The organism is Bacillus sp. mrc49 (genome assembly GCF_002803435.1).
Genome location: NZ_PHNG01000767.1, coordinates 12,794 through 26,332 on the forward strand (window position 1 = coordinate 12,794; position 13,539 = coordinate 26,332).

At 43.8% G+C, this 13,539-nt stretch carries 10 protein-coding genes; all 10 read left to right on the forward strand.

Going from position 1 to position 13,539, the window contains the following annotated elements:
* The first annotated feature begins 7 nt into the window (after positions 1–7).
* The 10 genes from CVN76_RS23525 to CVN76_RS23565 all read left to right on the forward strand — a co-directional run bounded on the left by CVN76_RS23525 (position 8) and on the right by CVN76_RS23565 (position 13,504).
* Positions 8–829: an ABC transporter permease gene (locus tag CVN76_RS23525; RefSeq protein ID WP_061140846.1), complete on the forward strand. Its 822-nt coding sequence runs from the start codon at positions 8–10 to the stop codon at positions 827–829.
* A 6-nt stretch (positions 830–835) separates the two neighbouring features.
* Positions 836–1,624 (forward strand): ABC transporter permease, encoded by a 789-nt coding sequence (locus CVN76_RS23530; protein ID WP_064465501.1) that lies wholly within the window; start codon positions 836–838, stop codon positions 1,622–1,624.
* Between the two features lie 15 nt (positions 1,625–1,639).
* Positions 1,640–2,704: an ABC transporter ATP-binding protein gene (locus CVN76_RS23535; RefSeq protein WP_100533252.1), complete on the forward strand. Its 1,065-nt coding sequence runs from the start codon at positions 1,640–1,642 to the stop codon at positions 2,702–2,704.
* Positions 2,705–2,720: 16 nt separating this feature from the next.
* On the forward strand, positions 2,721–4,430 hold the full coding sequence (locus CVN76_RS23540; RefSeq protein WP_100533253.1) for an adenine deaminase C-terminal domain-containing protein: 1,710 nt from the start codon (positions 2,721–2,723) through the stop codon (positions 4,428–4,430).
* Positions 4,431–4,591: 161 nt separating this feature from the next.
* Positions 4,592–4,744, forward strand: a complete 153-nt coding sequence (locus CVN76_RS31210) for a hypothetical protein (RefSeq protein ID WP_155645369.1) — start codon at positions 4,592–4,594, stop codon at positions 4,742–4,744.
* Positions 4,745–5,600: 856 nt separating this feature from the next.
* Entirely contained in the window at positions 5,601–7,505 is a 1,905-nt protein-coding gene (locus CVN76_RS23545) for an endonuclease MutS2 (RefSeq protein WP_100533254.1), read from the forward strand.
* A gap of 181 nt (positions 7,506–7,686) precedes the next feature.
* Positions 7,687–9,801 (forward strand): sensor histidine kinase, encoded by a 2,115-nt coding sequence (locus CVN76_RS23550; protein ID WP_100533255.1) that lies wholly within the window; start codon positions 7,687–7,689, stop codon positions 9,799–9,801.
* A 27-nt stretch (positions 9,802–9,828) separates the two neighbouring features.
* A complete protein-coding gene (locus CVN76_RS23555; RefSeq protein ID WP_198512630.1) occupies positions 9,829–11,181 on the forward strand; it encodes a sigma-54-dependent transcriptional regulator in 1,353 nt (450 codons plus the stop codon).
* Positions 11,182–11,206: 25 nt separating this feature from the next.
* The gene (locus CVN76_RS23560; protein WP_157805773.1) at positions 11,207–12,172 is read left to right on the forward strand and encodes an ABC transporter substrate-binding protein; all 966 of its coding nucleotides are present in this window, start codon (positions 11,207–11,209) and stop codon (positions 12,170–12,172) included.
* A 186-nt stretch (positions 12,173–12,358) separates the two neighbouring features.
* Complete coding sequence (locus CVN76_RS23565; protein ID WP_100533258.1) at positions 12,359–13,504, forward strand: mandelate racemase/muconate lactonizing enzyme family protein; 1,146 nt, start codon at positions 12,359–12,361, stop codon at positions 13,502–13,504.
* Positions 13,505–13,539 lie beyond the last annotated feature (35 nt).

Sequence of the window (13,539 nt, forward strand, 5' to 3'; positions counted from 1 at the left end):
CTCCGAGGTGAAAAAACGCTATTTATACCTGCTGCTGTTGCCAGGGTTACTTTTTTTGACGGTTTTCATGATCATTCCCATCTTTTTGACGATAGGGACGACATTCATCAATGACAATGGTTTTTCGATACAAGGATATCTGGATTTTTTCAAAGATCGATACTTTATTGAAATCCTGCTCACGACACTTAAGGTGAGTCTGTTCACGACGATCCTTTGTATTCTCTTAGGTTTTCCAGCAGCCTATTATATTTCGAAACTAAAACAAAGAAAAAAAGCGATCATGCTTTTGCTGACGATTTTTCCGCTCCTGACGAGCCCGGTCGTCCGCTCATTCAGCTGGATGGTGATCATCGGTAAAAACGGTGTGGTGAATAAATTGCTTATGGGCATCGGCTTGATCGACAAGCCGCTTGACATATTGTATACGCCGACGGCGATCATCATCGGCTTGGTCCATTTATTCCTGCCTTTGATCATCGTAACGCTGGTAGGCGTAATGGAAAACATCGAGACCGATTTATTGAAGGCGGCGGAGAGCCTTGGAGCTTCACGGCTGGCCGTGTTTTCAAAGGTGATCATCCCGCTTTCCGTTCCAGGCTTGGTCATTGGCAGCATCCTCGTTTTTGTAGGAAGCTTCACGGCGTATACGACGCCAGCCTTATTAGGCGGGAAGCAGCGAGTCATTTCGACATTTCTTTATCAAAATGCCATAACCTTGAATGAGTGGCAGGTGGCATCGATCGTCGCGACGATCATGATTGCCGTAACCGTCCTTATCATCTCGATCATGAATGGTTTGGCAAAAAAATTAAATCCAAAGGGGTAGAGGTGTATGCAGGAAAAAAATCGAGGATTGGCCCTGTTTACTCTCCTGGTGTTTCTCTTTTTACTAGGGCCTTTACTGATCATATCCGTTACGTCATTCGAGGGCGGAAATATTTTGAAATTCCCGCCAGAAGAGTTTTCTTTAAGATGGTATGAAAATATTTTCAAGGTGGACATGTTTTTAGTCGCATTCAAAACGTCCATTCTTGTTTCGCTTGCCGGCAATCTATTGGCGCTATTACTGGGAGTTCCGGCTGCTTATGCATTAAGCAGGGTTGATTTTAAAGGGAAGTCCGTCATTAATGCGTTTTTCGTTTCGCCGATCTTAGTTCCGGGCATCGTGCTTGGCTTTGCGTTTTTGCGTTATATTGTGGGAACGTATCAGCTTCCGATCCATGCGGCCCTGTTTGTCGGGCATACAGTCATCATGCTGCCGTTCATCATCCGCGTGATTTCCTCAAGCCTGTCAAACTTCGATTTTTCCATCGAAGAAGCGGCCGAGAGTCTTGGGGCAAGTAAGCTGGGGACATTCTTCACGGTCGTCCTCCCGAATATAAAATCAGGAATCCTGGCAGCCGTGATGATTGCCTTTTTGGAATCCTTCAATAATGTGGACATTTCCGTTTATATGACGGGTCCTGGAGTTAGCACGTTCCCGATTCAGATGCTGACGTATGTAGAGAATTATTTCGATCCGACCATTTCGGCCATTTCCGTATTGCTCATGTTCATAACGGCATTCTTCATGTTCATGGTTGAACGGCTCATGGGCTTGTCTTATTTCACAAAACGATAAAGGAGGTAATGATGGATGGCGTTATTCACTTTACAAGATGTATCTGTAGCCTATAACAAACAGAATATTTTAAAGGACTTCAACCTGGAGATTGAAAAAGGGAAATTGGTCTCCCTCCTTGGCCCGAGCGGCTGTGGGAAAACGACGACCCTGCGTTTGATCGCCGGCTTTTTACAGGCGAACGAAGGAAGATTCTTATTCAAGGATAAGGATTATACGAAGGTTCCCGTCAACAAGCGGAACTTTGGCTTTGTATTCCAAAACTATGCTTTATTCCCGCATTTGTCGATCTTCGATAATATTGCCTTCGGTCTGCGCCTAAGAAAGAATTCAAAGGCGGAAATTGAAAAAAAAGTAATGAATGTGCTCGAAATCGTAAATTTAAAAGGATTTGAAAAACGGTATCCCCAAGAGCTATCCGGCGGGCAAAAGCAGCGGGTCGCGATTGCGAGGGCGCTGGTGATCGAACCTGATATCCTCTTGTTTGACGAGCCATTGAGCAACCTTGATGCGAACTTAAGGGTGAATATGCGGGTCGAAATTCGCCGCATCCAACAGGAACTGGGTATTACGACGGTTTATGTTTCCCATGATCAGGAAGAATGTTTTTCCATATCCGACCAAGTGGCGATCATGAATAAAGGGGTCATCGAGCAGCTGAGTGATCCTGCGACCATCTACAAATATCCTGAAACCAAATTCGTCGCAGATTTCATCGGCTTCAAGAACTTCATTGACTTCGATAAACGGACGAATCATGACGGTAAAATTGTTCTGAATAAATCCGGCTACTCCTTCGTATTGGATAAGGATGCCCGGATGGCCAATCATGCCGGGAAAATAGGCGCGATCAGACCGGACGATTTGTTGATCAGGGAAAAGGATGATGCCGCAGCCGTGCAGGAAAATAGTGTATCCGGGAGAGTCAAGGTAAGCACGTATCTTGGAAGAAGCTATCAATACGTCGTTGAAACGCCAATAGGGGATTTCATCGTCAATAAGGAAATGACGGAATCCTACCGGATGGGTCAGGAGATCGTCCTTGAAGTTCCGAGAAGCCAGATGGTGCTTGTCGATTAGGTTAGGGGGGGAAGTTATGCGAATGGATATGCTTATAAAAGATATCAACATTTTCAACAGTTACTTTAAGAGGTTCATGAAAGGGAACGCGGCCATCAAGGACGGCAGGTTCTATTATATTGGAGCTGGGGAGCCGGATGCCTTTGCTGCCGATCGGATTCTCGATGGAAAGGGGAAGTATCTGATCCCTGGACTGATCGATATCCACCTGCATATTGAAAGCACGATGGTGACACCGGCCACGTTTTCCTATGGCCTCATCAAGAATGGCGTGACCACAATCGTGCCGGAACCGCATGAAATGGCCAATGTTTTCGGTATTTCCGGAGTGAAGGAAATGATCAAGGCGAGTAAAGAGTGTGTCGCGGATATGTTTTATGCCATCCCGAGCTCCGTCCCTGCGACATCGATGGAAACGACGGGCGGTTCCATCGAAATTTCCGACATGGACGAATTGATGCAAACCGAGGATATTATCTGTCTCGGCGAAATCATGAATTACTATGAGGTCATCTCCGACCCCGAATGCAAAACGAATAAAATCCTGTCTCACATCCGTTCCCATTATCCAGATCTGATCATAGAGGGGCACGTTCCAAAGCTGCTCGACTTGGACTTGCAAAAGATCATTCATGCCGGAGTGGATTCAGATCATACGCACCAGACCGTTGAAGGGTTGGATGCGCGGATCGCTGCCGGGATGTTCATTGAGATACAAGAGAAATCGATGACTGAAGAAGTGATGGATTATTTGAAGGAAAATCAAGTGGATGAGCATTTCTGCTTCGTCACCGATGACGTCATGACCGACTCTTTCCAAAAAAGGGGGCATCTGAATGTCCTGTTAAAGAAAGCGATCCAAATGGGCATGTCCCCGGAAAAAGCGATATATGCTTGTACGTATACACCGGCACAGCGGATGCGGATGCATGATCGCGGCGCCATTGCCCCTGGAAAGGTGGCAGACTTCCTGCTTATCTCGGACTTGCAAAGCTTTGACATCGAGCAGGTATATAAAAACGGCGAGCTCGCTTATGATTCGTCACAGCCTTACGTGCAGGAAGCAAGCGGCAAGCAATTTCCGGAACACTTCTATCAAAGTGTGAAGCTTGCGGACCTGAGCGAAAACGATTTTCACCTATCTGTACCGGATGAGCAGGGACAAGCTAAGTGCCGGATCATCAATGTGCAGAATGGTTCCACCTTCACAAGTGAAACACATGATTGGCTCACGATGGAGAATGGTGAATTATGTTGGGAAGAAAGCCCCTACGGGTTGATTGCCACCTTCGAACGGTATGGGAAAAACGGCAACCGGGCCCACGGCCTGATCACCGGCGATGTTTTGAAACGGGGAGCGGTTGCCACCACCTATTCACATGATAACCATAATCTATTGGTGATCGGCCGCAATAAGCAGGACATGGTGATGGCCGCTAACGAAGTCATCAGGAACCAAGGCGGCGTCTGCAGTGTCCATGACGGCAAGATCCTCTCGATGATTCACCTTCCAGTGGGGGGGATCCTTTCCGAAGAACCGATGGACATCGTATCGGAACAAGTCGAGCGACTGACTGACTCGCTTAAATCGTTAGGCTACGAACATTATAATGTCATCATGTCATTAAGCACCTTATCGCTCCCAGTCAGCCCGGCCCTGAAAATAACGGACCATGGATTGATCAACGTAAATGAAGGGAAAGTAGTCCCTCTCATAATAAAATAAGAAAAGGGATTATCCGAAGGTGGATAATCCTCTTTTCCTATTTAATGTTGAGTATGATTTCAAAAAAATGGAAATATATGATAAGATAAAGGGACAACTGAGGATAGAGTGGTAGGTCACATACTTTTCCATCTAATTATGGATGGGAAGGAGGTGACTGCATGATTCATTTCTTATTGAACATCATGATAGATATGGGTAAAGAGATCGTTGTTGCAGTAGCAACCAGTCTTGTCCTGTCTATGTTCGCCAAGAAACGGAAAAAGAACCACTCATCCTCCCAAGATGGCAATGGTTCTTCTTCTGACGATTAAATTAAGTTAGTTGTGACCAACCACTCTTGCTAGTTGTCAGCCTCATGTTAGCGCATGGGGCTGTTTTTAGTTTATGACAATATAAGGATAACATACCCCGATTTTAAAGTAAATATTCAGACATTGAAAACAGAAGTTGAGGACCCGGATCCATTTTGTCGTCATCATTCATAAAAAAAGATTTGTGCTTTGCTCGTGAATTCGGGAGCCTTACTCGCGAAAAACGTGCGTTTACTCGCCAATTCGGACCCTGGCCTGCCTGACTGGCGAGCTATTTAAGTGCTTGATAAATAAAAGCGGGCTATCGAGACTACAAAACGCCCAAACACAATTGTGCAGTCTCCCCATTGGGCGCAACGTAAAGAACCATGAAATTATACCTTCAAAAGTCCATTCGAGAATAGTTTGACTCTTTCTTACTAATATGGTATGTTAGTTCCAATTCTTAGAAAAGGTGTGGTGTTTTATGTCGGGAGTAGGTATCAACTAATTCAGTTGAATAAGGTTTTTTAATCACTGATAAGTCAGTGGATTAAGTATGCCTTTTTTCACGGTGCAATTATGCATTTGTGAATGCCTACCTTAAGACTGCTTCCTTTTCCATAATTCGCGTAACATGTAGGTGTTACGGCGAAATTGCATGGTGGGATTTGTCCTATCATGCTTTTTTGTTGTCTATCAGGTTTATTTGACCTGCCTATTTTGTTATCGATTTTAGGTTCTTATCATTGATGAGGCCGTGCCCGCAGGAGCTTTCTACTCAAATGGCTTGTTCATTTGTAAAGGTAGGGGGGACTTTTGCGGGCATTTTTTGGATTTAAGGAGAAAATCACACTCATTCAAGGAGGATCAGGCTATGAATACGATGACTTATGAAAAATTACAATATATCCAACTAAAAGAAATGGTGAAAAACCATTGTGTAAGCGGCTTAGGGAAGGAATTGTTGGATCGGCTTCAGCCAAGCGGCGTGTTGAAGGTTGTTAAGAACCGTTTGAACGAGACGACGGAAGCGAGGAACTTATTGAACGCGGAAAGCCATATTCCTTTAAAAGGCATTTCCCATGTTGGTCTTCATATCGACAAACTGGAAAAGGGAATGATCCTGGAGCCGAGTGAACTTGTGGCGATAGCCGACTTTTTGAGAGGCTGCCGGAATATCAAGACGTTTATGACCGATAAAGCGTTCTTTGCCCCAACCCTGCATTCGTACGCGCATTCGATGACCGAATTAAGGAGCATCGAGGAAGAGATCCAATTCACGATAAAAGGGAATGCGGTTGCTTCGGAAGCCAGCAGGGATTTGAAGCGGATTCGGAATCAAATCAGCAAAATGGAAAGCAAAATAGAGGAGCGGCTGAATAAGTTCTTGAAGAGCGGGGCCAATAAAGAGTTCATTCAGGAATTCTTCATCAGCAAAAAAGATGATCGCTACACCATCCCGATCAAAGCCTCTTATAAAAACCAGGTGGCCGGAACGATCGTGGAGGTTTCGGCCAAAGGGGCCACCGTGTTCATCGAGCCAGCCACCGTGACGAAGTTGAATGCAGAATTGGCCAGCTTCAAAGCGGAGGAAGCGATGGAGGAGTATCAGCTATTGGCTACATTATCCGGCACGGTTTTCGAGCAATTGAAACCGATCAAAATCAATATCGAGCTCATCAGCCAGTATGATATGATCTTCGCAAAAGCCAAGTTCAGTAAAAGCATGGACGGGATCGAACCGAAAATCAATGGTCATGGGTATATCCGGCTAACAGGCTGTAAGCATCCGCTTTTGCCCGCCGAGAGTGTGCCATTGGATTTCGAAATCGGCCAGGATTATCGCAGCTTGATCATCACAGGACCTAATGCCGGCGGGAAAACGGTCGTCCTGAAGACGATCGGCATCCTTACGCTGGCTGCGATGTCCGGGCTTCATATTGCCGGAAAAGAGGGAACGGAGCTGGCTGTCTTCGATCACGTATTCGTCGATATTGGTGATAACCAAAGCATGGAAAATGCGCTGAGTACGTTTTCGTCGCATATGAAAAACATTTCGGAAATCATGCTTGCTGTGTCCAATAACTCGCTGCTGCTTTTCGATGAAATCGGGAGCGGAACGGAACCGAATGAAGGCGCGGCTTTGGCGATTGCGATACTGGAGGAATTTTATCAAAAGGGATGCATCACCGTTGCCACGACCCATTATGGGGAAATCAAGCGCTATTCCGAAATTCACAGCGATTTCATGAATGCGGCGATGCAGTTTAACAGTGAAACATTGGAGCCGAAGTATAAGCTGCTGATCGGCCAATCCGGAGAAAGCAATGCCCTGTGGATCGCGAAAAAAATGGATATACGTCAAAAGGTTTTGCAAAAGGCAAAACACTATATTGACAATAAAGACTATAACTTGGAACGTGTCCAGGAAGGAAAAATCAAAAAAGCGAAAGCCGAGACTCCATCAAAAAAAGCCTTGCCCCAATTAGACGTCGGTGACAAGGTAAAGGTAAGCGGACTTGACGGATATGCGATCGTCTATAAAAAGAAGGATTCATTCAATCATGTCATCGTCCTTTTCGAAGATGAATTCAAGGAAGTTCATGCAAATAAGCTGGAGCTTGAAATAAAAGCCGTCGACTTATATCCGGAAGGCTATGATCTGAACGCCCTATTCGTCAGCTACGAAGAAAGGAAATTGGATCATGACCTAAAGCGGGGATCGAAGAAAGCATTAAGGAATGTCGCGGCGGATATGCGGAAGAAGCTAAACGAATAAACAACGTTAGGGCATGGGTTCTTTATCGACCCATGCCCTTTGTGATGTCTTCGGACTATTTTCCCAGGCAAACAAGCAGTGTTCGACAGTAGTTAACTGAATAAAATGGTAATTCAAATTATTCGATTTTATCTGCTATAATTCTATTATCTATAAAATTGCAGGTAATAGGGTGTCTTCGATGAAAATCATAAAAAATCTATTTCAATATATCAACCAAAGCATCACGAGGAAATACTTGAATATCTTTCTGTTGGTTTTGATTATTCCGATTCTGTTGATTTACAATCTTATCATCGGATATGCAGAGCAAATAATAAAGAGAGATATCGTGGCGCAAAATCGGTCGAATACGGATATGATCGTCAAAAGACTGAATACGGAGATGACGGATGTCGTTTTGCAGCTCCAGTTGATTGCTGGAAAAGATACCGATGCAAAGCTTGATTATGTTCGCATGTATACTCAATCGAAGCAGGCCATTTCGCAAAGCTCCATTATCCATTCCATCTACTTTTTAGACCATAGCAAAAAGATAAGATTCGAGGCTCCTTTCGTTCAAAACCCTACACTGCTTTACTATGATTATCCAAATTTTGAACAAGTCCGCTGGAGTCATAACTATGCTGTTTCGGATAATGTTCAAAACTACTCGGGCGATGATGTTGTGACAATCTCCGTGCCGGTTTTTTCGGGAAACAAAAAATTCCAGGGTGCACTCGTAGCGGAAGTCAGTAAGGATTACTTGTCGGAAGTATTGAAAAGTGTGAGTGTGAGCAGGGGGCATTTTAGCTATATAACCGACAGCTCAGGAACTGTCATTGCATCGACTGCAGGGCAGCAAATCGGTCAAACTTCGTCTTTGCAGGAGTTAGGCGGTTTTTCGGAGTCCATGGTGATCGATTGGGAAGGAGAACGAAGTGTGGCCGCCTATCAAGCGATGCAAGATGGCTGGGACCTCGTTTATGGCGTGCAGGAACAAATTGCATTTGAACCTATTCACAAGCTTTCATTGGCATTGAGGATAAGCTTTTCAGCGATTTTGGTTTTATGCTTATTTTTCACTTGGTTGGGTATGAGAAGTATTCTGTATCCAATCATCCGGTTGACCGAATATGCCCGAACGTATCATCCGCTTCGGACATATATCCCTTTTAACGAGAAGAAGAAGGCACGGCCGGATGAGCTTGGGCTGTTGACCGATACGATCATAAACATGGGGAATAGCAATTATGAAAAGCAAAAGCTGCTGGAGGAAAAAGAGCGTTATTTATACGACGTACTTGAGGGAATTCCTTATGGCATCATCACCATCAATCAAGAGAGCTTCATCACTTATGTTAATCAGCAATTTGAAAAAATGGTCCACTATGGAAGGCAGGACATGATCGGAAATCATATAAGGGACTTGCCGATTAAGTCCGAAAACGGGGAATGGGTGTTATTGCAAACGCTTCACTCCGGTATTCAGGGTGAAGAAAAGGAAAGCGATATGATTGACGCAAACGGCAATAAAAGAAGAATTAAAATTACCACTTCGAGGTTTTACAATGAAGATTTGCATACGATTGGTATTATCGCCGTCCTCCAGGATATATCACAAATGAAACTTCTGGAAGCCAGATTGAAGCAAAGTGACAAACTGGCATTGATCGGCCAAATTACGGCAGGGCTTGCTCATGAAATCAAGAATCCACTTGCCATATTATACGGATCGGCCGAAATGTTATTGGAGGAAGCGGAAGAAAGTGAATGTTCAGAGGATATAAAGGAACTATCAGCCGACATCTATGTAGTTATTAATAGAATGAAAGATATTGTCGACAATTTTCTTAACTTTGCAAAGGTAAACAAGAAACAAAGGGAGTATCTCCCACTCCAAAGTATATTGGAAGAAATCATCCATTTGTTGAGAGTGAAGTTAAATGAAACGAAAGTTCAAATTATTAGACATTATGAGCATGACCCTTCGATAAAAGGAGCGTATGATCAATTCATACAAGTATTCTTGAATTTAATTCTGAATGCGATTGAAGCCATGCCGGATGGCGGGTCGATCATCATCACAATAAGGGAAGAAAATGCTAATGTGTTTGTCATTATCGAGGATACTGGAACGGGGATCAGTGAACAAGATTTACAATGGCTTTTCAATCCTTTCTTTTCCACAAAGGAAAGCGGATCCGGACTGGGGCTTACGATTGCCCGTGATATTTTGGCCGAGCATGACGGCAAACTGGAGTTGGTCAGTGAATTAGGAAAGGGTACCATCACCACTTGCGTGTTTACTAGATGATGATCCATGAGAACGGAGGAAATGACTGTGACTTGGAATGTATTAATCGTGGATGATGAAGAGCAACTATGTAAATTGATTGCTCGGAAGTTAAAAAAGGCTGGGATCAATACGGTCATTGCACTGAATGGGCAGGCTGCATTAAAAGCCATTTGTGAAACGCCTATCGATGCCGTCATTTTGGATTATATGCTTCCTGATATGACAGGAATCGAGGTCTTGAAAGCGGTAAAAAAAGAAGGGGACATTCCGGTTGTTATGCTGACTTCCTATGCGAATGTTGAAAGCGCTGTAATGGCGATGAAAATTGGCGCTGCAGATTATTTAAACAAGCCGATTGAGCTTGAGGAACTAAAAAACATTGTCGTAAAGGTATGTCAGCAACCACGAGCGGAAGATGAAGGTCTCTCGGGCAATCCTGGGCTTGTGTCAGAAAGCGAGAAGATGAATAAAGTGCTTGAACTGGTACGACGAGTGAAGGACACAGAGGCAAGCATGCTGATACTTGGGGAGAGCGGTGTTGGAAAAACGGCCTTGGCAAAGTGGATTCACGAAAACAGTGTCCGTAAACACAAGCCTTTTGTGGCGATAAACTGTGCGGCAATTCCCGAAACGTTATTAGAAAGTGAATTGTTCGGCTTCCGAAAAGGCTCCTTTACTGGCGCGACATCCTCCCAAAAAGGGAAGTTCCTGGCGGGTGACGGGGGAACGGTTTTTTTGGATGAAATCGGCGAATTGTCGTTAAGCATGCAAGTGAAATTATTGCATGTTATCGAAGAAAAGAAAATCATGCAGATAGGGAGTAATGAGTATCATTCATTGGATGTAAGAATCATTGCCGCTACCAATAAAAGCTTGAAAAAATTGGTCGAGGAACAGCAATTCAGAGAAGATTTATATTACCGTCTCAATTTAATGGAAATCGAAATTCCCCCATTAAGGCATCGCAAAGAAGATATCAGCCCGCTTGTTTGGCATCACATGGAAAAACTAAATGATAAATACAAGAAGGAACTGAAGATTAACCCTAAGGTGGTGCAACGACTGTCAGCGCATAAATGGCCGGGAAACATTCGGGAGTTGTTAAACACGGTAGAAAGGCTGCATATTCTTAAGCGAAAAGGAACGATTGAATTAGCGGATTTGGAGGAAACAAGTACTGATGAGCGATTAAGCTCAGAAGATGGTAACGTGCCTTTTGACAATAAGCAGTGGACGGCAAGCGATAATCTTTCACAAGCATTGGAGGAGGTAGAGGAACAAATGATTAAAAAAGCACTGACGGAAACAAACGATAATCAAACGAAGGCTGCAGAAAAACTAGGAATTGCTCGCCATACGCTTATATATAAAATGAAAAAAATGGGTATGAAACCATGATCTAACGTAGAGGGAGGGGATATTCTTGAACAGTCTTCGTCGGAAAGCGTGCAGGGTTCTCGTAATGTTGTTAGGCTGCCTATTTTTATCGTCCTGCACCAACTCTTCGCCGATAGACTCCGCAGAACATGAAAACAAGCAAAAAAATGAAGGAACGGTCGGAAAGAAGGTTATCCAGATCGGATCCAAATCGTTGACCGAACAATATTTACTAATGAAAATGACTGCCTTGTTATTAAAAAAGGAAGGATTCATAGTAAAAGAAATTCGCTTTCTGGATAGCCCCTCCATCAGGCAAGCCCTTGAGGCGGGGTTCATTGATATGTATTGGGAATACACGAATACAGCGAGAATGTACTATCATAAAAAATCACCCATTTATGATGGCAATCAGCTGTATCAACTCGTGAAAGACGAAGATGAAAGGAAGGGAATCACATGGTTGAATCGCAGTGATTTCAATAGCAGGTGGGGACTTATCGTAACACGGACATTCGTGGAGAAAAATCATGTTCATACCATTAGCGATTTGGTGAATTTTTTACAAAAAGAAGATAAGAAAATGAAAATTGCAACAAACGAAGAGTTTTTGTTTAGGGAGGACGGGTTTAAGCGACTAAACGAGGCCTATCATATAGACATGGGAAAGGAGAACGTCATTGCCCTTGATTCGAAGATCCTCCCATTGGCTGTAAAAGAAGGAAGGGTGGATGTCGCTGTTGGGATGGAATCCGACAGCCGTATCGAGGAATATGGCTTGGTTACATTACAAGAAGATAAGATCGTGTTTCCGCCTTATCATGCCGCGCCAGTTCTGTTAACGAAAACAATGAAGCAATATCCGATCGCTGGTAAAAAATTAAACAGCCTTTCGGCTAAATTAACAAACGAAAAGATGCACCAATTAATCTATAAAGTCGATACCCTTCACCAGGATGTATCGAAGGTGGCCTATGATTTCCTGGCTGCAAATGAATTGATCCGACAATAAGCCTTCAATGCGAGGCTTATTTTTTTTGTAGATAACGTCTACACTGTAGGATTTTTCTACAGTGAAATTGTAGAATATTCCTACAATTCAAACGAAAATGCCGATAGGACAAGCTTCATCATGTTGGCATGGAACTTGCAAAAGTTTTAAGAAGAAGAAAAATAGAAGGGTATTGGAGGCAAAAACATGAAAATTACCGGCATTGAAATCAAGCACTATTTATTGCCATTGGATCCGCCATTCAAGGCGGCATGGGATCCGGAACCGAGAAGGAAATTCGCATCGACCGTGGTGTACGTTCATACGGATGAGGGCATTACCGGCGTCGGCTCTGGAGATCTCATGATGGGGTTTGAAGGTCATGAGCATTTATTCATCGGTCAAGATCCTTTTGCAATGGAGCGCCATTCACAAATCATCGAGAATATTGACTTTCATTATGGCCGGTGCTGGCCTCTGGATTTAGCACTTTGGGATTTGATTGGAAAAGCGAGCGGACAGCCCGTTTATAAATTGCTTGGCGGTCGTTCGAATAAATTGCTCGCTTATGCTTCGACAGGTGAAATGGTCACCCCGAAGGAGCGTGCAGAACGTGCCGTTTCTTTCGTGGAGCAAGGTTTCAAAGCGATGAAAATTCGCTTTCATCATAAAGATGTTAAAGATGATATTAAAGTCGTGGAAGCTGTACGAAAAGCAGTTGGGGACAAGCTGGAAATTATGGTAGATGCCAATCAAGGCTGGAAAATGCCTTGGGATGTAGAACGCACTTGGGATTTGAAAATGGCTTATCAAGTCGCAAAAGAGCTTGAACAGTTACAAGTCTTCTGGTTAGAGGAACCGCTTCCAGCACACCAATTTGAATTAATGGCAAAATTGCGTGACAGTGTCGGTATTCGGATTGCAGGCGGGGAAATGAATCGGAATTGGCATGATTTTCGAGAAATGAATAAGCATCAATCACTTGATGTGTATCAACCGGATGTGGCGCTATCGGGAGGAATTACCCGAACGAAAAAGATCGCTGAACTCATACAAGCAAGCGGTGGCTGGTTCAGTCCCCATACGTGGACAAATGGTGTCGGTCTTCTAGCTAACCTGCATCTCGCTGCGGCCATTAGCCATTGTCCATATTTGGAGTTTCCATATGATCCGCCAGCTTGGTCGAATGACCGCCGTGATTTCATTCAAAAGGATCGCTTGATGATAGACGGGGAAGGATATTTAGTCGCACCTGAGAAACCAGGTTTAGGAATTGAATTGGACGAAGAAGCATTGAAAAAATATGAAGTGAATCATTTTTATGTAGGAGAAAGCCAAACCGTCACCAGTTAACACTCAAATTCGCTTTCTAACTATGAAACTACTAG

Excerpts from the sequence above, each read along its gene's own strand:
- CVN76_RS31210 (WP_155645369.1), top strand. The coding sequence starts at position 4,592 with ATGATTCATTTCTTATTGAACATCATGATAGATATGGGTAAAGAGATC.
- CVN76_RS23545 (WP_100533254.1), top strand. The coding sequence starts at position 5,601 with ATGAATACGATGACTTATGAAAAATTACAATATATCCAACTAAAAGAA.
- CVN76_RS23550 (WP_100533255.1), top strand. The coding sequence starts at position 7,687 with ATGAAAATCATAAAAAATCTATTTCAATATATCAACCAAAGCATCACG.
- CVN76_RS23540 (WP_100533253.1), top strand. The coding sequence starts at position 2,721 with ATGCGAATGGATATGCTTATAAAAGATATCAACATTTTCAACAGTTAC.
- CVN76_RS23535 (WP_100533252.1), top strand. The coding sequence starts at position 1,640 with ATGGCGTTATTCACTTTACAAGATGTATCTGTAGCCTATAACAAACAG.
- CVN76_RS23530 (WP_064465501.1), top strand. The coding sequence starts at position 836 with ATGCAGGAAAAAAATCGAGGATTGGCCCTGTTTACTCTCCTGGTGTTT.
- CVN76_RS23565 (WP_100533258.1), top strand. The coding sequence starts at position 12,359 with ATGAAAATTACCGGCATTGAAATCAAGCACTATTTATTGCCATTGGAT.